The sequence below is a fragment of the Rhizobium sp. YTU87027 genome, assembly GCF_050644135.1.
GTDB lineage: Bacteria > Pseudomonadota > Alphaproteobacteria > Rhizobiales > Rhizobiaceae > Rhizobium.
Genome location: NZ_CP098442.1, coordinates 61,156 through 81,764, shown reverse-complemented (window position 1 = coordinate 81,764; position 20,609 = coordinate 61,156). Strand labels below are relative to the sequence as shown.

General features: G+C 60.1%; 20 protein-coding genes. 7 read left to right on the top strand and 13 right to left on the bottom strand.

Annotation, left to right across the window (positions count from 1 at the left end; all coding sequences use genetic code 11):
* Nucleotides 1-8 precede the first annotated feature (8 nt).
* The 5 genes from NBG89_RS29070 to NBG89_RS29050 form a co-directional block, all read right to left on the bottom strand.
* Nucleotides 9-1,121: an electron transfer flavoprotein subunit alpha/FixB family protein gene (locus tag NBG89_RS29070; RefSeq protein WP_416068586.1), complete on the bottom strand. Its 1,113-nt coding sequence runs from the start codon at nucleotides 1,119-1,121 to the stop codon at nucleotides 9-11.
* A 17-nt stretch (nucleotides 1,122-1,138) separates the two neighbouring features.
* Nucleotides 1,139-1,990 (bottom strand): electron transfer flavoprotein subunit beta/FixA family protein, encoded by an 852-nt coding sequence (locus tag NBG89_RS29065; RefSeq protein ID WP_416068587.1) that lies wholly within the window; start codon nucleotides 1,988-1,990, stop codon nucleotides 1,139-1,141.
* 180 nt (nucleotides 1,991-2,170) lie between these two features.
* Entirely contained in the window at nucleotides 2,171-2,533 is a 363-nt protein-coding gene (gene nifW / locus NBG89_RS29060) for a nitrogenase stabilizing/protective protein NifW (protein ID WP_416068588.1), read from the bottom strand.
* A gap of 101 nt (nucleotides 2,534-2,634) precedes the next feature.
* Nucleotides 2,635-3,834, bottom strand: a complete 1,200-nt coding sequence (gene nifS, locus NBG89_RS29055; protein WP_416068589.1) for a cysteine desulfurase NifS — start codon at nucleotides 3,832-3,834, stop codon at nucleotides 2,635-2,637.
* 112 nt (nucleotides 3,835-3,946) lie between these two features.
* The gene (locus NBG89_RS29050) at nucleotides 3,947-4,267 is read right to left on the bottom strand and encodes an iron-sulfur cluster assembly accessory protein (protein ID WP_416068590.1); all 321 of its coding nucleotides are present in this window, start codon (nucleotides 4,265-4,267) and stop codon (nucleotides 3,947-3,949) included.
* 1,302 nt (nucleotides 4,268-5,569) lie between these two features.
* Between NBG89_RS29050 and NBG89_RS29045 the strand changes: the two genes are divergently transcribed.
* The 3 genes from NBG89_RS29045 to NBG89_RS29035 all read left to right on the top strand — a co-directional run bounded on the left by NBG89_RS29045 (nucleotide 5,570) and on the right by NBG89_RS29035 (nucleotide 6,453).
* A complete protein-coding gene (locus NBG89_RS29045) occupies nucleotides 5,570-5,827 on the top strand; it encodes a hypothetical protein (protein WP_431324645.1) in 258 nt (85 codons plus the stop codon).
* Nucleotides 5,824-6,042 (top strand): hypothetical protein, encoded by a 219-nt coding sequence (locus tag NBG89_RS29040; RefSeq protein ID WP_431324644.1) that lies wholly within the window; start codon nucleotides 5,824-5,826, stop codon nucleotides 6,040-6,042. Before NBG89_RS29045 ends, NBG89_RS29040 begins: the two co-directional genes overlap by 4 nt.
* Before the next feature lie 249 nt (nucleotides 6,043-6,291).
* A complete protein-coding gene (locus tag NBG89_RS29035; protein ID WP_431324643.1) occupies nucleotides 6,292-6,453 on the top strand; it encodes a hypothetical protein in 162 nt (53 codons plus the stop codon).
* 634 nt (nucleotides 6,454-7,087) lie between these two features.
* Here the strand turns inward: NBG89_RS29035 and NBG89_RS29030 are convergent.
* Entirely contained in the window at nucleotides 7,088-8,017 is a 930-nt protein-coding gene (locus NBG89_RS29030) for a BID domain-containing protein (RefSeq protein WP_416068593.1), read from the bottom strand.
* A 375-nt stretch (nucleotides 8,018-8,392) separates the two neighbouring features.
* Between NBG89_RS29030 and NBG89_RS29025 the strand changes: the two genes are divergently transcribed.
* Entirely contained in the window at nucleotides 8,393-8,524 is a 132-nt protein-coding gene (locus NBG89_RS29025) for a DUF6429 family protein (protein ID WP_416068533.1), read from the top strand.
* A gap of 34 nt (nucleotides 8,525-8,558) precedes the next feature.
* Here the strand turns inward: NBG89_RS29025 and NBG89_RS29020 are convergent, their stop codons facing one another.
* Genes NBG89_RS29020 through traA form a run of 7 tightly spaced genes read right to left on the bottom strand, consistent with a single transcriptional unit; the run spans nucleotide 8,559 to nucleotide 17,876 of the window.
* Nucleotides 8,559-9,143, bottom strand: a complete 585-nt coding sequence (locus tag NBG89_RS29020) for a plasmid pRiA4b ORF-3 family protein (protein WP_416068532.1) — start codon at nucleotides 9,141-9,143, stop codon at nucleotides 8,559-8,561.
* 2 nt (nucleotides 9,144-9,145) lie between these two features.
* Nucleotides 9,146-10,804: an IS66 family transposase gene (gene tnpC, locus NBG89_RS29015; protein ID WP_416068531.1), complete on the bottom strand. Its 1,659-nt coding sequence runs from the start codon at nucleotides 10,802-10,804 to the stop codon at nucleotides 9,146-9,148.
* Between the two features lie 45 nt (nucleotides 10,805-10,849).
* Complete coding sequence (tnpB, locus tag NBG89_RS29010; protein WP_112982801.1) at nucleotides 10,850-11,143, bottom strand: IS66 family insertion sequence element accessory protein TnpB; 294 nt, start codon at nucleotides 11,141-11,143, stop codon at nucleotides 10,850-10,852.
* 56 nt (nucleotides 11,144-11,199) lie between these two features.
* Nucleotides 11,200-11,634 carry an IS66-like element accessory protein TnpA gene (tnpA, locus tag NBG89_RS29005; protein ID WP_416068530.1) on the bottom strand — a complete coding sequence of 145 codons (435 nt, stop codon included), beginning with the start codon at nucleotides 11,632-11,634 and terminating at the stop codon, nucleotides 11,200-11,202.
* 14 nt (nucleotides 11,635-11,648) lie between these two features.
* Complete coding sequence (locus NBG89_RS29000; protein WP_416068594.1) at nucleotides 11,649-12,950, bottom strand: zeta toxin family protein; 1,302 nt, start codon at nucleotides 12,948-12,950, stop codon at nucleotides 11,649-11,651.
* A 2-nt stretch (nucleotides 12,951-12,952) separates the two neighbouring features.
* Nucleotides 12,953-13,222, bottom strand: coding sequence for a hypothetical protein (locus tag NBG89_RS28995; protein WP_416068595.1), 270 nt, complete (start codon nucleotides 13,220-13,222; stop codon nucleotides 12,953-12,955).
* Between the two features lie 37 nt (nucleotides 13,223-13,259).
* Nucleotides 13,260-17,876 (bottom strand): Ti-type conjugative transfer relaxase TraA, encoded by a 4,617-nt coding sequence (traA, locus tag NBG89_RS28990; RefSeq protein WP_416068596.1) that lies wholly within the window; start codon nucleotides 17,874-17,876, stop codon nucleotides 13,260-13,262.
* A 222-nt stretch (nucleotides 17,877-18,098) separates the two neighbouring features.
* Between traA and NBG89_RS28985 the strand changes: the two genes are divergently transcribed.
* Genes NBG89_RS28985 through traG form a run of 3 tightly spaced genes read left to right on the top strand, consistent with a single transcriptional unit; the run spans nucleotide 18,099 to nucleotide 20,519 of the window.
* A complete protein-coding gene (locus NBG89_RS28985) occupies nucleotides 18,099-18,386 on the top strand; it encodes a TraC family protein (protein ID WP_416068597.1) in 288 nt (95 codons plus the stop codon).
* Nucleotides 18,376-18,615: a conjugal transfer protein TraD gene (locus NBG89_RS28980; RefSeq protein ID WP_413990702.1), complete on the top strand. Its 240-nt coding sequence runs from the start codon at nucleotides 18,376-18,378 to the stop codon at nucleotides 18,613-18,615. Before NBG89_RS28985 ends, NBG89_RS28980 begins: the two co-directional genes overlap by 11 nt.
* Nucleotides 18,606-20,519 carry a Ti-type conjugative transfer system protein TraG gene (gene traG / locus NBG89_RS28975; RefSeq protein ID WP_416068598.1) on the top strand — a complete coding sequence of 638 codons (1,914 nt, stop codon included), beginning with the start codon at nucleotides 18,606-18,608 and terminating at the stop codon, nucleotides 20,517-20,519. Before NBG89_RS28980 ends, traG begins: the two co-directional genes overlap by 10 nt.
* Nucleotides 20,520-20,609 lie beyond the last annotated feature (90 nt).

The following is a 20,609-nucleotide window of genomic DNA, read 5'->3' as shown; positions in this document are numbered from 1 at the left end:
GTCCTACCTCAGTTCACTAGTCTGATATGATTGCCCGGTGCCAACCGTCTGATGAAAACTTCCGTCAGTGCCGGCAAAAAACTGACCGCGTCGGCGACAACACCGATATTGGCGAAATCGAAGATTGGCGCGTTCGGATCAGTGTTGATAGCGACTATGAGATCAGCTCCCTCGACGCCAACGCGATGCTGGACCGCGCCCGATATCCCAGCCGCGATATAGAGTTTCGGCCGGATCGTTTTGCCAGTTTGGCCGATCTGCCGATCAGCCGCCATCCACCCCTTTTGCACTAACGGCCGAGAACAGCCATAATCGCCGCCGATCGTTTGCGCGAGATTCTTCAGGAGCTGCAGGTTGTCAGCAGCGCCGAGTCCAAGCCCGCCGGCAACTACTACATCCGCATAGGCGAGATTAGCGTTTTCCGATTGGCCATCGGAAAGGAAACCGACGACTTTCGTGACGATCTCATCCTCGAGCATCCGCAAATCATGCCGGATTACCCGCCCGATTCGCTTGTTTGACCGCTGTGGCATGCGCATGACCCTTGGTCGCACAGTTGCCATCTGAGGACGGCAATTGAGCGTGTAGATCGTGCAAAGCAAGGAGCCGCCGAATGTGGGCCGGGTGGCTGCGAGGGAACCGTCGGCATCCACATCAAGTCCAGTGCAGTCGGCTGTGAGCCCCGTCAGCAGTGTGGTAGCTACGGAACCGGCGAGGTCCCGACCAAGCGTCGTCGCGCCGAGAAGCAGAATTTCGGGTTTATAGGTGTTGACGAGATCTGTTAATGCTTTGGTGAAAGACTCGTTTATATAATCGGTGAGCAGCGGCTTTTCGACGAGGTAGACCAGGTCGGCATCATAGGCGAAGGCCTCAGCGACAGCATGCTGGGTAGAATCTCCGGGCGGCCCGAGAACAACACCCGCGAGCTGCACGCCCAGCTGGTCAGCTAGTCTGCGTCCTTCGCCGAGAAGCTCGAACGAGACCGGGTGGACCTGACCGCGCTCCAGCTCGATGAAAACCCAGACGTGCTGGTAGTTCTTGAAGTGGTCAGGAAGGTTCTTCTTGGTGCCGGCTCGACCGAGCGCAGCGGGTGGCGGTGCTTTAGTTTTTCGAGTTCCCATTATCTGCTCCTATCTCGTCACGCGCTATCAGCAGAGGAGAGCTCGTGTTGCAGCGCCGGCTGGTGAGTGAAGATGGACGCGACCAGCTCTTTAGCTATGTCGTGCACTCTCTTTTCGGTAGTGTCGATTTGCACCGCTTTTTGTTCTCGCGGGGTTGGAGCGAAGACCCGCTTGACGACCGTCGGTGAACCCCGCAGCCCGCATTTGGCGATGTCTTCAATGCCGGCTTCCCCCGCATTCCACTTGACGATCTCGCTGCGCGCTGCGCGCAAGGCGTCATCAAGTGAGCCGCGGCGAATGACGGTGGTGCCCTCTAGCATGGTGATGAGGCAAGGCAATTTGCTTTTCAGAGCGTGCGTTCCGCCTTCCGAGCGGCGCTCGACCGTAATCGCCCGCGCGCTGAGATCTATGGAGGTAATCTTCGCAACATAGGTCAACTGCACGAGGTTCAGGCGCTTTGCTATTCCAGGGCCGACCTGGGCGGTGTCGCCGTCGATTGTCTGCTTGCCTGTGAAGACGATATCGGGCATGTCAAAGCTGTTGCCAATCTGCGATATTGCCTGAGAAAGTGCGAAGGAAGTCGCCAACGTGTCAGAGCCGGCAAAGTGACGGTCAGTCAGGAGTATCGCCCGGTCTGCGCCATAAGTGAGTGCCTTGCGCAGTGCTTCCTCTGCCATGGGCGGGCCCATGGTGAGCACCGTGACTTCGCCGCCATGGAGGTCGCGCACTTTGAGGGCTTCTTCGAGAGCAAACAGGTCGTAAGGGTTGATAATGGTCGGCACGCCTTGGCGCATAATCGTGTTTGTCACGGGATGGACGCGTATCTGCGCTGAGTCCGGTACCTGCTTTATACAGACTACAATGTGCATGAGGTTTCTTTAGCTCCGATCGCATTTGGGCCCGAAGGTTTCGCCTGTCTTCAAAGCACCAATCATGCCAACCACATGACTTGTCAGTAACCGACTGGAATTTAAGCATTGTTCGTTTCTGTACGATCGGATTGCTGACAGTCTTGTCGGATTTGGGACGTAATATGTCGTAAACCAAACTCACCTGTCGCTTCCGAAAGACTTCAGCACGGTTTCCAACGGTACAAACGTCTGTCCTGGCGCGGCAGTTTTAGTCGGATCGCGTTGCTCAAGCACCCTGAACACCCGATGTGATAGTGGCGAAGAAGTCGCAAAATCCGCGTAGGCGCGTTCCAGCGCGTCGCGCGCACGTGCGCGGTGGTCTGAAAAGTTCTCCTCAGCCAGGTACTGTCCCATGCGTTTCATGATGTGGAGCCGTGAGACGTCGAGCACCTTCGACTCATACGAAACGTCAAGGACCTCAAAGAATTCCTCGGCAGTCGACAAGCTCAGTAGCCGCGCGAAAATTGCGTCACTCGAAACGGCCCCGCCATCACAAGTCATTGCATTCTCCTATAGGTGGAATTAGTTTTCTGGTCCTAGTTGCTTGCTAGACGCTGAAGCCGACCCGGCAGCGGACCTTTCAAGCCGTTCCCGTAAAATGATCAGCGTGCTGCGGCCGCGGAGTTGTCTATCCTCCGCCTTTCACCTGCCGCAGAGAATGGAAACGAACCGCGAAGTTTCATCACAATTCCAGGTATCACCTCGAGTACCTGATCGACATCCTCCTCGCGGCTGAAGTGTGAAAAGGAGAAGCGAACTGCGCCGAGTGCCGCAGCGTCGGGGTTCATCGCCTCGAGAACATGGCTCTTTCGCGAGGAGCCAGAACTGCAAGCGGAGCCAGACGCGCAGGTGATGCCGTGGCGATTGAGGAGAAACTGAACGGCTTCACTGCCGATGCCCTCGAAGACCACATTTGTCGTGTTAGGTAACCGCGCAAGCGGGTCGCCGGTGACGAAGGTCTTGGGAATGCGTTCGAGAAGTCCTTCCTCCAAACGATCGCGAAGCGATTTCACCCATGTGATTTCCTCGTCCATGCGCCACAAGGCAAGTTCGCCTGCCTTGCCCAAACCTACAATCCCGGGCGTGTTCTCTGTTCCCGCGCGTCGGTTGCGCTGCTGGTGCCCACCCATGATAAGTGCATGAAAGGGCACGCCGCTCTTTATGTAGAGTGCTCCGACGCCTTTCGGTCCATGGAACTTGTGACCGGAGAGCGACAGCATGTCGATTGCGGTCGATTTCAGGTCCACTGGAAGCTTACCGATCGCCTGCACTGCGTCAGTGTGGAAAATTGCGCCGACATTCTTGGCCATCTCAGAAAGCCTGGCCACGGGGAAGATCGTCCCGGTCTCGTTGTTCGCCCACATAATTGAGACGATTGCTACACGATGGGTGAGGGCGGCCCGATAGGCGTCGAGATTGAGTCGGCCATGTTGATCGACCGGGATCCGGTGCACCTTGATTCCTCTTGTTTTTTCAAGGTGACCACAGAGCGTTAGAACCGCCGGGTGTTCAACCGCTGAAGTGACAATTTCTGATCGCTCGGGCATGACGTCCAGCGCCGAAAGAATCGCCGTATTGTTGCTTTCGGTCCCGCCCGACGTAAAGATAATCTCATGATCGAACTTGGCACCGATCAGCGCTTGCAATTGCTGGCGCGCCGTCTTCATCGTTGCGCCGGCAGCGGCGCCAATGTCGTGCATCGACGAGGGGTTGCCAAATTGGTCCGCAAAGAACGGCAGCATTGCCTGGAGAACTTCGGAATCGACGCGTGTCGTTGCGTTGTTATCGAGATAGATCGACATCCAGGTGGCCCTCCGCCTACTTAAATGACGCCAGGAGCACGCTGGGACACCAGCACTGATGCGGCATTCTTGATCCTTTTTCATGATGATCTTGTATTCTCGTTCTGCCCGGTCAGCTAAAGGACTTCCCGCAGGCGCAGTTCTCGCTCGCGTTGGGATTGTCGAAGATGAATCCGGGTGAATTCACATCCGTTTTGAAATCGACTGTCATGCCGCCGACGTGAGGTTCAGAGTCTGAGTCTACGAATACTTTAACCCCTCCCGCCTCAATGACAGCATCGCCGTTGCGTGACTCCCTTTCCAAAACCAGGTGGTATTTGAAACCAGAGCAGCCGCCCGCTTGCACTTTGATGCGTAATCCAGTCGCCGGCTTGGGAGCCTTTGAAAGCGCAAATTTCACTGCGGCAATGGCACTGTCGGTGAGCGTTATCATAACCCGTTTCCCCCGTTTCCAAGTTGCACTTGCGAAAAGCGATGCACTTGGCGTGCCAACAGAAAAACTGTTCGAAAACAACACCCCATCTTAACACAGAGGTGTCGCATGTATGACACCGTTGAAAATCCGACATTGCCGAGTTGATCACACCGAGTTCGAGTTAGGTTTTGCCGGGCCTGGGCAAAGGAGGCTATCCTCTGCCACCCGCAATCAGATGAGCGCCGCGATGCAGAAGGGGGTCAGAACAAGAGCAGTCCGAAATCGTACGCTAAGGCCGAACGGAACAGGAACGATGTCGTAGTTCGGATGTGCAACATCCGATCTCTGTGGATTGCCATCGACATGCGCCAGTTTTGATTTCTCTGTTCGGCCCGACTCGACAACGCTTCACGCAGATTGGTCATGAATGGAGTCGGGCGATGGCAAAGCGCAAGCTTCTCAATGATCAAGATCGCCGGAGGCTTGTCGATATCCCAGTCGACGAGGACAGTGAACCGCGCCAATAAAAGCTTTCTGGGTCGTATCGTCAAACTTGCCGCGAAGCCTGAGCCCCATTTGAATGTGGCGGATCTCGCCACCGCCCGTCAGGCGAGGAAAGAACCAAGGTCGCCGCTGAGGGAGTGACAGCGGCAGCCGTGACAGACGAGCAATGCTTTTGTGGCAGGACCGCTCAACTGTGCAGTGTCTATTCGGTTCGTTTGAGCAAGTTTCCTTTAAACTTCCTCGGCCGGGCGAGACCGCGATCGTCTAACGGAGTCCCTCACAATCTGGGTGCCAAGGAGGAGGTTGTCCCAGAAAGGGACAAGGCATGCGTTTCGCACTGGAATACTTGAGTTACGAACACCGACGCCTGGAACCGGAAAAAGATGAACACACAACTGGTCGTCGAATAACGACGATCGCCCATTTGTGCCATGCGTCTGCCTGCAGCTTCTACAGTTCGTTTAGCAGCTGCCTCGCTGCGTTGTGAGCGCGGAACCCTACGTCGAAAAAATTTTTCGATCGATGCCATAATGCCCCCTAACTCGTGGCGGATGTTCTGTAGACCTTTTCTTTGTTCGAGGGCGCCGTGGATGGCTTGCAGGTCGCCGCACTTGATCGACTGCAACAGACTTTGGCGCGACAGGCTGAGGGTCTCCGTGGCGTCGCAGTTGGTTCGAAGCCGTCACCGCATGTGGAGATGAAACGGGCGTTGAGTTCCGCCGTCAGGCGAATGCGCCAGGTGGCACCTGAGGTGATCTGTTCGCCCTTAATGAGGCCGTCGTTGATGTGACGGTCTGGCGGTTGAGAATGCAAGCGATGACGGCACCGGAGTACTGCGGTGCCAGCCGCCGCAGCGCCAGCGTATACTCGTCGGTGCGAACCGTCGCCGGCCGCGAGCGCGGCCTTACCGCCGTTCCAGGGCAGGACGAGACGTGCCAACGCCTCGTCTCGGGAGACATGGAGGGTGATCTCCCCGATGAGTGTGCAAAAGAGCGCCTTGCGGTCCCACGCCGTCGTGCTGGGGGCGTGCCAGACGTTCGCGAGATCGGCCGGCAATTCATGAAACGTTCATGAACGCCTTTCTGCGAACGCTTTTCAAACTCAATGCGGTACCAGGTGGTAAAGACGACGCCGAGCTTGCTGGGCTTGCCGGTGCCATGACCGACATTGCGACCGGCGATGCCCAAGAACTATCGGACCACTCTCGAGACATTTCTGAAGACATTGATTCGGGCCAGGGCCTCGTTGGAGGAGGCCATCAACAATTTTGCCGATCTCATCCTGCCTGATGAACTTGGGGAGGCGCGACGCGCTCTTGCCGAGGACAACCTCGAGCTTCGCGACCGGTTCATACGAGAAGTCGCGCAGTTGACCAGTGCCGAAGTCTCAAGCCTGGCAGGATCCTCCGCCAAAAATCCCTATGCAACAGCGGCGCGCGGGAAAAAGGCGCTAGACAGCTTTTCGGTTCAGCGTCGCGGCACAGAAAATCTCCTAGCGTTCCAGTTCCATTATGGTCGGCCGCATCCGGCAATCATGCGGTGCTTGCACCGCTGCCGCAATCCTTCTCCGCCTGGCAACGCGCCTTCTGGTTCGTATCTGCCAACGGCTGGCTTGATGATAAGACACCGGTCGACATCCTGGATCATCCCGAAGAAATTGCTTCTGCGGCCGACCGTGAACAGCAAGAGGTCGTCGGTTGATATCCCGAGTTAGGCCGAGCCACCTTCGCCTTTTCCGAACATCAACAGGTGGACGCTCAAGGTGGAACCAAACTTCATCCCCACCACCTTTCCTCGTTTGGCACAGCACAATTCAATCTCTGCATGGGGCAACCTACGCGTTTAGCACCGGTTAACGACGGCGGCGGAAACTGCATGGCGACGCTCTATGCCGCAAGAAGCAGAGAGGCGACGGTATTTGAATCGATTTTTCATGAAATCGAGATCCGTTCGCCTTTCCGCTGTCGAACAGCGGACGATCACTATCATTGTCCGTAACCCAATCTGCTGCTGGCAAGCCTTTTTGCGTCCGACTTGAAGGCATGGGGCCTTAGCCTCTCAGACCCGATCGAAACGTCGAAGTCTACCTACGCTGACAGCGTTTCGTGGGCGCAGGCCATTCACGGTGCGTCGGTGGATATCGACGGCCTGATCTGGCGTCCCGTCAATTTGATCCCGATCAACGTATTGTTCTATTCGTGGATCGTATCGCAGCGGACGAGTTGAAGATCAGGGATTCCCGGCCATTCGCTTCGAATACGAGCCCTGTTCTCGAGCTCCGCGACAATGACTGCGTGCCCGCATTACGATCATCTCGTAGAAATTCTCCGAGGCCTCAGCGCCTCACCAAAGTGACAGCCTCCGTTCGCGCTCGTTCCCGGACACGCGCCGTCATGTCCTGCTGCACGCTACGCACCTGCGACACTGTCGTTTTCACCTTCGTTGCCTGCTGCTCGTCAATTCCGTGGGTCTTGGCGACCCTCGAGAGATCGCCGGCCTTCAACTGGGCAAGGTCGGCCGGCGAAAGTCTTTTCGTCACCGCCAGGGACAGACGTTCAAATTCGCGTCTGAGACCCTCATCACTCTGGAAGGATCGAAACCGCTCCTCACCCTCCGATGACAGGACCCCAGCAAGTTTGCTGGACGGTGAGGGAATTTCCACACGCTGACGGGCCTGTTCCTCAAGGTGCTGTGTGACGAGCTGATGCCGCTCGAAGTCGATCGCCAATCCATAGTCGGCCAACGCCGCTGCGAGCTTCTGCATATGTGCTTCGGCCGTCTGGCGCTCGGGGCTCGGGCCGCGCCACCAGGTCCGCCCCTCCCCGGCCAACTCGCCGCGCCGGCCCGCCCGCACGTCGTCGCCGGCGGCAGCGCCGGTTCGCGCATCCGTAATCGCCTCCAGCGAAGCCGTCTGGCTGTTGCCGAAGACCAGCCGCGACAGATGTTCGATCTCCGTCCGCTTGTCGGCAAGCCGCGTGGATTGACGCAGACGCGCGCCGATTTCGCTTTCGCTGAGGTCCGGAAGCTCCCGCGCCGGAACAAGCGGCCGCGGTGAGACCACTGCATGCTCGACGTGACGCTCCGTCTCAATCCGCAGCATTCGCTCGTTCCCGGCAATGCCCTGCGCGAAGACGTCCGCGGCGCGCCGCTTAGCGGGCTCCAGACTGTCATGTCGTGCAGTCTCGGAGAGCACGGCCTCCAACATGGCCTTGGCGCGGGCGCGGTTGTCCAGCTCGGCCGAGCGGAGGCGAAGGACGTCCCGCATCGCGCGCAGGGCTCTCCGTTCACATTGACAATCGAGGTTGCAATCGCCGCCCTTTCGGTGAGCATCAGATTGCGCTCGAGCCGGCGCCGGGTTTGAGCGATCGCAACCGCATATCCCGGCTCGATAATCCGCGACATCGCCTCATCGGCAGATACACCACGCACCACGGCGTTTGCCGCCCCGGCGAGGGCTTTTCGCATGCCGGCGGCCTCCGCCCAGGAATCGGCCACATTGGCGAGACGCGACATGCGGTCCATCGGACTGAACACCTCGCGGTCAATCGCCACCCGATTGAGTTCCAGGCCGAACATGTCGGTCGTATCCATCCGAGGTGGGCCGCGGGACTTGGGGTCTCGCGCGTGGTAGCATAGCAGAATGGAGATCGACGAGGACAAAATCGATGACGCGGTCCTGTGTGATCCGTTGAACAAGTCGAAGTCGCTGGTCCTGACGGACGAAGGTCTACGGCGTTCGGAAGAACTATTCCGCCGGTTGTTTACACGGTAAAATCCAGTTTCGGCTTTCACCCACAGCCCGGTGTTCAGGTTTTGCGTCGCGCTTTTCGGACCCATTTTGCGGCGAGGTCATCGACGGCTTTGTTGAGCTGCGAGAAGTTGGCGCTGTTGGGATTGTAATCGCTGCTGCCCCACCATTCTAGGATTTCGGCATGTCGCTCGTGCGCCGGGTCTGCAAGCGCCTCGCGGAACTCCTGATAACCCCATGGACCACCAACGTCTTCAGGCGGGCAGTGTCCCGTTGCTTCGAGGAGCATCGGTCCTTCCGTGCCGACTGCAGGAAAGGTGCGCTCGATCTTGATGCTGTGTTCCCAACCGTCGCCAAAGTCGTAAAGGTATTTGAACGATTTCGCACCGGTGTCCTGGACTGCCGACAGCAGCGAGACCCTGCGGGCATCGATCGGACCATCCCCCCATTCCTCGTCTGGCAAACCAAAGCCGACGTCACGCATGCGGAATTCGTAAAGGTGGCTGTTGGTCCAGCCCATCGCCGCCTGCAATACCTCGTGCAGCCGACTGAGCCTGATGGTGAACGGTACGACAACGCGCCGCATCACTATCGGCTCGACATGATCGAGGGTGACCTTCAGGCGGACGGCAGAAGCCACCATCGTCAGGCCGCCAGCATTACGGTTGCCGGCGATGCACGTTTCCACTCCCAGGGCAGCAGTTCGTGCAGGCGCGTCACAGGATGGTCGGCGATGCGAGCCAGGACATCGGCAAGCCACGCCTTTGGGTCGACATCGTTGAGGCGGCAGGTGGTGATGACGGTCAGCATGACAGCGGCACGATCGGCCCCACGCTGGGAACCGGCGAAGGTCCAGTTCCGTCTTCCCAATGCGACACTTCTCAGCGCCCGCTCGGCTGCGTTGTTCGTGAGACAAACTCTACCGTCTTCGAGGAAGAGGGCAAAGCCCTCCCAGCGCTTGAGCATGTAATCGATCGGCTCGATGACCTCGGACGATCTGCTGAGCGTGGCGCGTTCCTTCGTCAACCACTCGTGCATGTCATCGAACAGCGGCTTGCTTCTCTCCTGCCGCGCAGCCAGTCGTTCTTCGGCACTCAATCCGTTGATCTGCCGCTCGATCCCGAACAATTCGTCGTAGCGCTTGACGGCCTCAAGCGCGATCGGCGAGATCGGCTTGCCCTTGCGTTTGCGATCCCGCGCATTCTTCTGGATATCGGCCAGCTCAAAGAATTTACGCCGCGCATGCGCATGGCAAAAGGCGAAGGTGATCGGCACCTCTTTCGTTGCGGCAACAGCGATCGGCTCGAAGCCATTGTAGCAATCGCTCTGTAGAATGCCGCCGTATCTGGCCAGGTGCTTCTGCGGATGTTCGCCGCGCCGGTCACTCGACGCATAATAGATTGCGGCTGGCGGCGCTGTTCCCCCGAATGGCCGGTCATCGCATACGTAAGTCCATATGCGTCCGGTCGTGCATTTGTCCCTGGCCTGAATGGGAATGGTGGTGTCATCACCGTGAAGACGCTCGGCCGCAAAGACATGCGCCTCGATCAGATCGAAGACAGGCATGAGAGCGGCTGTTGCGTACCCGACCTGGTCGGCCAGCGTCGAGGTCGAAAGATCGATCCCCTCGCATTTGAACCGGGCACTCTGCCGGTTGAGCGGGCTGTGCATGCCGAACTTGTCGAACAGGATCGTCGCCAACAGATGAGGACCGATGAAGCCGCGCGGCGTGGCATGGAACGGTGCCGGCGTCTGACTGATCGCCTCACAGTCACGGCACGTGAACTTTTCCCGCACCGTCTCGATCACCTTGAACCGGCGCGGAATCTCTTCCAGCGTCTCGGTGACGTCCTCGCCCAGCTTCGACAAGCGTGAACCACCACAGCAGGCGCAAGTCGTCGGCGGCTCGATGACGATACGTTCGCGCTCGATATCGTCCGGCCATGGCTTGCGCACCGGTCGTTTGCGCGTGAACGAACGTACGCTCGAGGTTCTGGCGCTTGCTGCCTGTGCCGCGACCTCGTCCTCCGTCGCCGCCGTCACGAGTTCCTCGAGCTGCAGTTCCAACTGGTCGAGCAGGCGCGCCGTGCGTTCAGAGCGCTGGCCTCGCAACTCGCGCCTGAGCTTCTCGATCTTCAATTCCAGAGCAACGATCAGCGCCTCGTTGTCAGAGAGCATCGCCTGCGCATTGGCCGCTTCCGCAACTGCGATAGCGTGTTTAGCCTGCAAGGCTTCATGCTCGCCAAGCAGCGCCAGGTAAGCGCCAACAACATCCACAGGAAGATCGACAGGCTTTGAGATCATGAAGCCATTCGATCAGATTTCCCCTGTATTTTCAATTGAATAATGCTAGCCGACCTTCGTCGGCCGCCAGGTTTCTTGAGGGTGCCTCCAGTCGATCCCGGACAGAAGATAACTCAGCTGCGCGGGTGATATCGCGATCGCGCCGCCTTCCGCAGACGGCCAGACGAACCGGCCGCGGTCCAACTTTTTTGTAAAAAGGCAGCTCCCCTGGCCGTCACTCCAGATCACTTTTATCAGCGATCCGCTACGACCGCGGAATACAAAAAGATTGCCGTCCAGAGGGTTCAGTTTCAGCACCTCCTGCACCCGCAACGCAAGCGATGGAAACCCACACCGCATGTCGGTATGGCCCGTTGCAATCCACACCCGCACATTTTGACCGGAAGGAAGCGTGATCACCGCAACGTCTCCAGACCCCGCATGATCCGCAGCAGCGCCTCAACGTCGACGCTGCCGTCCACGACCACACGACGGCCGTTCGCCGCGACAATCTCCATGCGGCCGGAAGGAGGCGCTACCGGATGCTCCATCGCAGCAGGTGGAGTGACCTGCTTCACCGGCACAAAAGTTTCCGGCATGACGAACGCCGGCACAAAACCATCGGTTTGTTTCTGGCTGTGCAAACCCTGGCGAACCGATTTGCGCCAACGGTTTAACAGCGAGCGGCTGATGCCGTACTGACGGGCCGTGGCCGACGCCCGGCCTCTCCCCGCAAAGCTTTCTGCGACAATCCGCAGCTTCTCATCCTCAGTAAATCGACGCCGCCGTCCGGTGTTGATCACCTCAAGACGGCTCACCCGAGACCCGCTGTCCCCTTCAAAAATCTCCATCTGCCCAACTGTCCTTATGCCTGGGAATAAGGACAGGGTCTGAACAGTTTTATCCAATATTCAAAGGCGGTCTCGCTCGGACGGATACTGTCGGTCAGCCGCCGTCGGATCCCATCCGGCATTTCCACGGCGAGGTCCGCCGGCAGGCGATGCGCCGCGGGGAATTCGAGCGACCCGCGCTTGTCCTGTGCAAAGGCCCGCGTTGCGACGATCTTGCTCTCGTCCGGCAGCAGGCCAAGATCGCGTGCCACCTCGACCAGCTTCAAAGCCATGTAGCTCTGCGTGAGGCGTCCGACGGCATGAGCCTCGACATTGCCGATCGGACGGCGCTCGGCGTCGCGGATCGCATTTTCGTAGAGCTCGACGAACAGGCGATGACCGTCGACGGGTTCCTGCAGGATTGTCCTGCCGCGTCTTTTGCTTTGGGCGCCCTCTGTGTCCCGGCGTTGCGCCAACAGATGAGCAACATCTTCTTGTGCACGGATTTCCACTGCTGCGATCCGATCCTTCGAAACGCTGCGCGCTTCCATTCGGGCAAGCACATGGTTCCAATCGTCCGCGAAGCGTTGCAACTCTCCAGGTGTCATTGGCCGTGACTGCTCGCGCTCCAATGCCAGCCGGCCACTGGGGCGATGCGTCCATTGATCGTCGCGGCGCTCATTGTCGTAGATGACGGAGCCGCCACGTGTGCGCAATTGCACGCGGTCGACCAAATGCTCGCTTTCGATCTTGTCGAGACTGACGCGAAGACCGTCGATGGCGGCATCATGAACGTGCTGCGGGGGGATCCGTGCCGCCAGCCCGGCATGCAGCATTTCCTCGAAGCGGTAATGGTTTGCCTGCCAACTGACGCGAGGATTGACGGCGACCGCACGCACCTCGACCGCGTAGCCGGCATGCCGCGCCACTTCAATTACCCGGGCGACATTTTCCGGCGTGCGCATCGTGGTCTCGAAGACGATGTTGACCTGCCGTTCAGCCGCAATCGACAGCAGCTTCTCGGTCCAGCGTCCGGCATCTCCTTGTGTGAATTGGGACGCGGTCTCCGGATCCTGACGCTGGAAGGCAAGAAATTGCGGATGATAGGATCTGAGGTCGTCACCAACAATGCGAATGGTCGGTCCTGATTGCGCAAGTTCGTAATGGCTCGCGGTTAGAACCGCCGTCTTGCCGGCGCCCGGTTGGCCGCCGATCAGGATCAGGCGCGGCCGCTCCGATCGTCTCATCCCCTCCGGCAGATAATCGCGTAAAATGTCTTTCTGAAAAATCTTCTCGTTCCTCTCGGGCGAGAGCAACCCGACCACGTCCTCCGCCATGATCAAAACTCCGCCCAGAAGCGTGTCTCGTCCTGGACGCGCGGTCCCCAGATGGCGATGACATGTTCCACCGCGTCAGGATTGTCCGGCCCAAGGCTCTCTTGGAGCTCCAAAAGATCGCGGCGGCGGTCGCGCAACTGGTCGGCCGCGGTGGGATTCTCTTCCTCGAGCGCATAGACGCGTGTCGTGACGATGGCGCGCGCCTGATTGAGAATCCTGATGGCGATTTCGGTGCGGATGGTTGCTTCGTAGGGCATGTCCTGACCTGCCATGTGCTTTTCCTTTCACTTCTCTGATGTCTCTAAAGTGCTATCGACTGAGGCCGCGCGCGCGATCGATGGCGCGCCTTCGGCGTTCGGAGAGAACCTGTTCGCTGCCCTGATGTCGAACCGTCTGCTGCAGAACCTTCATCTTCTCCCGCATTGCCTCGAAGGCGCGCCGCTGGGCCGACGCCACGCGATTAATGACGTCCTTTTCGCCGCGCAGAATGGCTTTGTGGCCGAAACGCTCGTCGAGCGCCCGGCTGACCGTGGCGAACTCGCGGGCGATGGCCGGATCGAGCGAACCGGCGGCGATGTCGAGCTTGCTGCCCTTTTTGCTCATTTCGGCCGTCAGCCGGTTGAGGGCGTCTTCGGCCGCCTTTGACAATCCGGGAATGGCGACAGCCATGCGCCGGCGCTCTTCGATAATGCCTCGTGTTTCGGCATCTAGCGCACTGGCGTAGGACGCACCGAGCGAACGGATGCGGCTTGCTGCTTCCGGCACGGCGAGAAGGGCTTCCTTTCGCTCGCGGCCGGGGGCAAGCAGTTTGTCCACCAGCCGGCTGGACCCTCTGAGCGCTCCATAGGCGGAGGGATCATTGTTGACGGCCGCCGCAATGCGATCGCCAGCAAAGCCTTTGACGAGGAGCGCCTCAATCTTTTCGACCCCGCCGGCGGGATCGCGCCAGACGAGGGTCGCGGTGTCAGTGAGTGCCGTGCGATGATGACGGTAGTGGGCGGCCGCCGTTGCGCGTATCCGCGCCTCCTCTTCCACCGGCGTTTTGAACTCGGTCACGGCGGCGAGCATCGGCAAGACCGTCACCGCCTCTGAAACAGCCGCGACGCTTGCGCCGGCAACGATCTTCGATCGGTCCTGCCGCTCGGCCAAATGCTGTTCCTCGGCAAAGCGCCGGACGACGGCGAAGAGGCGGGTGAGCTTGTCGCGACGTTCAGGGGAAAGATCGTCGGGCATGCGCTCCGCGATGTGGCGCTCGGCGACTGCGTCTCCCTTGGCAGTAAAGGCGCTCCAGCCGAATCGTGCCGTCAACGCGTCGTTGACGGCCTTGACCTCCTGGACAAGCGCTCGGTCCTCACCGGCATTGGCGAAGGCGGTCTTGTAGGCGCCCTCGCCGCCTCGTTCGCGGATCGCCTCGATTTCGACGAGGCGCGCCATCGCCGGTTTCGAAAGCGCCGGGATCGACAGCGACATGTATTCCCGGCGCGTCCCCTCGCGCTCGATGAATTGGCCTGCGGTCCGGCGGAACTCGGTCGCATGCGCCCGAGCCAGCGGCAGCAAGTCCTTGATCGCGGCCGTCGCGGCGGCACGCTCATCGCGTGCTGCCCGACCGTCAACCATGAGATTGGACCCGTGCAGGCGGCCGAGCCGCTCTGGCTTGACGCCAAGATCGTCGACAAGCTTGCGGGGTTCGATCATTGCATCCGACGCCAATGTGTTCAGGCGGACAAGTGCTGCGTACGGATCGCGATAAATCTTTTCGAGCACCGGCCGCAGGATGGCGTCCCGCTCTTTCCACCGCGGCGAGGCGAGTTGCGCCCGGCGTGCATCCTCATTGACGCTGCGGGCGAATATGGTGCTGGGCGGAATCAGATATTTCCCGGTCGCCGGGATGTCCGCTGCGAGGGACTCGCGCGGTTCCTCGTTATAAGCCGTGCGCCGCTCGTGCGCGATCGCAAAGCCGAGCGCCACGCTTGCACGCTCCCAGAGCTTTACGACCTGCTCCCTCTTCTCCGCGATCCACGCCAGTTGCCGGGAAATACCCTCCTCTTGTCGCGCCGCGACCCCGGCGAGCGTGTCGATGCCGCGCCGCCGTGCGAAGTCCTGGCGCAGCGTGCGATAACCTTCCTCGCTTTCGAAATCGAGCGTCGTTGTCTTGGCGCCGGACCTACCAAGGCGCTCGACAAGCTCACCGAACAGCTCCGGCCGATGATTTTCCCGCTCGATCCGCTCCACGCGAGCCTCGGCGGACTCAATCAGCTTGGCGGTCCAGACGTTGCGATCGACCTCGCGTTCCTCAAAGTGCTTTTCGCCCGTGTTTTCATCGATGACCGGGATCGTCACCTTGACTTTCTCGACACCGTCCTTCCGTAGCGTGACGGTATCGCCCTCCGAGACGCCCGCCTCCTCGAGCGCCTTGGGCAGGCTGACGCCCCAGAGACGATGAACGGTTCCGTCATTTGTCCTGACATCGGCAAAGGGATTTTCCGAATCCTCGTCTTCGGGCCGAAATCTCGCGAAGCCGGTTGCGACGAGTTCACCGGTGACGCCGGCGGCATGATCGACACGTGGCTTATGTCCCCATTCCGGCTTCGCCGCAAAATCCTCGCTCGCCGCATAGAGGTCGGCGCGGTCGCGATGGCGGGTCATCGCCACATATGTCAGATGCTGGTCCATCATGCCGGTGGCAAGGACGAAGGTCCGGTCGACGGTCGACCCTTGAGATTTGTGGATCGTTGCGGCATAGCCATGGTCGATATTGCGATAACTGTCTTCGCTCAGAACAACGTCGCGGCCATTGTCGAGGCGAACCGTCAGCAGCGTGTCGCCTCGCTTGTCACCGGTCGAAACGACCGTGCCGAGCATACCGTTCTTGACATACTGCTGCCCGTGGCGGCGCGCACGCGGTTCGAGGAAACGGGCATTTTCCAGAAAGATGATCCGGTCTCCGGCGGCGAACTCGCGAAGCCCGCGTGCCGTCTGGTATTCGCGCGCGTCGGTCAGTGCGCTCTCCTCCATCATCACCTTGCGCAGGGATTGATTGAGACGCTTCACATCCTCATTGGTGTGCGCCAGCACAAGCAGTTCGTCGCCACGAAGCCGAGGCGCAGTCCCCCCGTCGGTGATTTTCTGGAGCAGGTCACGACGTGCTTCCGTCCAATCGGCAACGATGCGACCGATGATTTCGTCGCGCCTTTCTGCCTCGGTAATGTGGCCGCGCTGCGCATAAGCATCGAGGCCCTGTTCGACCTTGCCGCGGGCGAAAAGACGGGATGCGTCGCGCGCCCACTCATCGCGCTGGCGGCGCACGCCGGCAAGCTCGGCAAAACCGACACGCTCGGAAATCGCCCGGAAGGCAGCACCCGCCTGGATCGGCTGCAGTTGCATCGCGTCGCCGACCAGCACGGCTTTCGCGCCTGCATCTTCGACGGTCTTGAGGACTCGCGCCATCTGCCCAGACGACACCATACCGGCCTCGTCGATGACAAGCACGTCCCCGCGATGGAGCAATTCCCGGCCGCCGGCCCAGGCGAGCTCCCAGGAGGCGAGCGTGCGCGACCTGATGCCGGAACTGTCTTCAAGCCCTTCCGCGGCCTTGCCGGCGAGAGCTGCGCCGATCACCCGGCGGCTTTCGCTTTCCCATGCGACGCGGGCGGCTGCCAGCAGCGTCGACTTGCCGGCACCGGCGAGACCGACGACGGCGGCAATGCCGTTGTCACCGGTGACGTGGCGGACAGCGTCCACCTGTTCGGCATCAAGCTTGAAGGCTTTTTCCGGATTGGCCGTCTCGATGCTGGCGACGGCGGCCGCGACGTGCCTCGGCGAAACACCAAAGCCTTTCTGCTTGGCGAGATGTTCTGCCGACTGCGCCATGTCATATTCGATGCGCAGGATGTCTCGCGTTGTGAAGATCGCCGGTTCGGAGACCCTAACGGACTGCCCGTCGACCTGCTGCGGCCGCAAGAGCACGAGATCGTCCGAGGCCATGAGGCGCGCGCGGATATTGGCGAAGTCCGTGGGATCGTCGACATAGCGATGCAGCGCCTTGGCGATGTCACGCTCGTCGAAAGTGGAGCGTTCGTTCGCGAGCTGTTTCAAGAGCAGCTCAGGTTCAGCAAGCAGCCGGTCCGCCATTTCCTGCCGCCGCACAAGATCCGCCGGCGCGAAATACATCTCGACGCCCTTTCGCGCGAGCGCCGCCTTTTCCGGGCCGAGGTGCTTTTGCGCGATGCCGTCCAGACCCTGTTCGGCATAGGAGCGGCCGTCGAGGCGGACCTCATGACCGGCCAGTGCGAGATGCCGGTTGGCGGTTTCCGCCCAGGCGATCTTCCACGATTTCATCGTTTCCTTGTCACCGGCCCAGATCCTGTAGACGATCTTGCCCTTCGGCCGGTCCGGTGTGACGACGCGCAACGGCGTGCCGTCATCTGCCGTGACCGCGACCTTCTTCGGCCCGAACCCGTCCTCGGTCAGGGGTCGAAGCGTCGTCATCAGATGAATGTGCGGATTGCCGTCCTTGTCGTGGTACACCCAATCGGCAACCATACCGCTGGACGTCAGGTTGTCCCGGACGAATTCGCGAACCAAGGCGATGTTTTCGGCCCGGGTCAGTTCCTCCGGCAGGGCAATGATCAGTTCCCGCGCCAGCTGTGCGTCGGCTCTTTTCTCAAACGCGTCGACCGCGTTCCAGAGCGCCTCGCTCGCCTTGACAGCTGATTGGCCGTCGAGCGCCGCCTTCAGCCAGGCCGGAACGTCCTCCGGTAATGCGAGCTCTTCATGCATCAATTCGGCGGCTCCGCCGCGATAGCTGAAGGACGTGCCGGCCTGTTCGTCCATCATCCGGGCGCGATGGCGATAGGCGGCGGCCGAGACGATACTGCGCCCCGCCCCTCTGCTGATCACCTGCGCTCTGACGAACATGATCGCCACGACTGCCTCCAGACCTCTCAAGCACGTCGCGCCAGCGACGTATATTGCGCCCTCAAACCGATCGGACCGAAGGGCCGATGCCGCTTTTCCGGATGGCGGCCATGGCCGGATTCCCGGCAGCTACGTTTTCGGAGTAAATGCAAAATAACCTATTTTACTGGCGCATTCTAGCCGGTATAATCGTTATCGTTTAGATTGTCTCGACTCGGGAAGGAAACTGGAATGGCTGCCAAGACTTCGATCACTGATCTCGACGCTCAGATCGAAAAACTGCGCGAACGCAGGAAACTGCTCGTCGTCAGATCGGCGGAGCGTTTTGCTCGCGCCGCCACGAAGTCCGGTTTGGCGGAAATGGAGATCCCCGACGACGAACTTGACCGCATCTTCGAAGAGGTCGCCGCGCGATTTCGCCAAAGCGAAAAGAAGGCGACTGCTGCCGCTTCTCCTCAAGTGCGTCGACCAGCAGATAGTGGGGCTGGAGCGGCGACGGAGGTTTCTCATGACAGCTGATCGCAAGCGCGCGGCGCGGGAGAAATTCCTGCTGGGCGGCATCGTCGTCAGGGCGGGCCTTTCCACGTCCGACCGGGCCTTTTTACTCGGCGGACTTATGGAAATGGCGAGAGTGGAAGCAGGCTCGTCGGAATATCGGCGACTGCGCGACATCGGCGAAAAGGCATTCAGAACCTCTCCTCAATCGGAAGAGATCACGCCCGTCGAGGAGATGCTGGAATGGCGTTGAAGTCGAAACTCCATCCGAGCCTCCTGCTCATTCTTGTGCCCGTCGCGGTCACTGCGTTTGCCATCTATGTCACCGGCTGGCGGTGGCAGGGGCTTACCGCCGGACTATCCGGAAAAGCCGAATACTGGTTTTTGCGGGCCGCACCTTTACCGGCATTGCTGTTCGGGCCGCTCTCGGGGATGTTGACCGTATGGGCCCTGCCCATGCATCGCCGGCGGCCGATCGCGATTGCCAGCCTCGCGTGCTTTCTGACGGTCGCCGGCTTCTATGCGCTACGCGAGTTCGGCCGGTTGGCGCCGTTCGTCGAGAGCGGCACGGTCACCTGGGAGCGGGCTCTTTCCTTTCTCGACATGGTCGCCGTCCTCGGCGCGGTCACAGCCTTCATGGTAGTCGCGGTCGCCGCGCGTATCTCGACGGTCGTCCCCGAGCCGGTGAAGCGTGCCAGGCACGGGACCTTCGGAGACGCGGACTGGCTGCCGATGTCGGCGGCGGCAAGAGTGTTTCCGCCGGACGGCGAAATCGTCGTCGGTGAGCGTTATCGCGTCGACAGGGAAATCGTCCACGAGCTGCCCTTCGATCCCAACGATCCGGCAACTTGGGGTCAAGGCGGCAAGGCGCCGCTGCTTACCTACAAACAGGATTTCGACTCGACCCATATGCTCTTTTTCGCCGGCTCGGGCGGATACAAGACAACCAGCAATGTGGTGCCGACGGCGCTCAGATATACCGGGCCGCTGATCTGCCTCGATCCGTCAACCGAAGTCACGCCGATGGTGGTCGAGCACCGGACGAGCGGCCTTGGCCGAGAGGTCATGGTGCTCGACCCGACCAATCCGGTTATGGGTTTCAACGTCCTGGACGGGATCGAGACGTCAAAGCAAAAGGAGGAGGATATCGTCGGCATCGCGCACATGCTGCTGTCGGAGAGCCTGCGCTTTGAAAGTTCGACCGGGTCTTATTTCCAGAACCAGGCGCACAATCTCCTGACCGGCCTGCTGGCGCACGTGATGCTCTCTCCGGACTACGAGGGACGGCGAACCTTGCGCAGTCTCAGGCAGATCGTTTCCGAGCCGGAACCCTCGGTGCTTGCGATGTTGCGCGACATTCAGGAGCATTCCGCCTCCGCCTTTATCCGTGAGACGCTTGGCGTCTTCACCAACATGACCGAGCAGACCTTCTCCGGCGTCTATTCGACCGCCTCGAAGGATACGCAGTGGCTATCGCTCGACAGTTACGCCGCCCTCGTTTGCGGCAATGCTTTCCGGTCGAGCGACATTGTTTCGGGCAAGAAGGACGTGTTCCTCAATATCCCCGCCTCGATCCTGCGCTCTTATCCAGGAATCGGGCGGGTTATCATTGGCTCACTGATCAATGCCATGGTGCAGGCCGATGGCGCGTTCCAGCGCCGGGCGCTGTTCATGCTCGATGAGGTCGATCTCCTCGGCTATATGCGCGTGCTTGAGGAGGCGCGGGATCGCGGTCGCAAGTACGGCATCTCGATGATGCTGATGTACCAGTCGGTCGGCCAGCTCGAGCGGCATTTCGGCAAGGACGGCGCGACGTCGTGGATCGACGGATGCGCCTTCGCGAGCTATGCCGCGATCAAGGCGCTCGATACGGCGCGCAATGTCTCGGCCCAGTGCGGCGAGATGACTGTCGAGGTGAAGGGAAGTTCACGCAACATCGGCTGGGACACGAAGAACAGCGCATCGCGCAAATCGGAGAGTGTCAACTTCCAGCGCCGGCCGCTGATCATGCCGCACGAGATCACCCAATCGATGCGCAAGGACGAGCAGATCATAATAGTCCAGGGCCAAGCGCCGCTGCGTTGCGGGCGGGCGATCTACTTTAGGCGCAAGGACATGCACGCGGCGTCCAAGCGCAACCGCTTCGTGAAGAACTGACGATAACACCAAGTGAGGACCATACGGTCAAGACAATGGACGGTGAACTGGTCGATGTGGAACAGGGGCAAAGCCGCGTTGCTGAAGCGC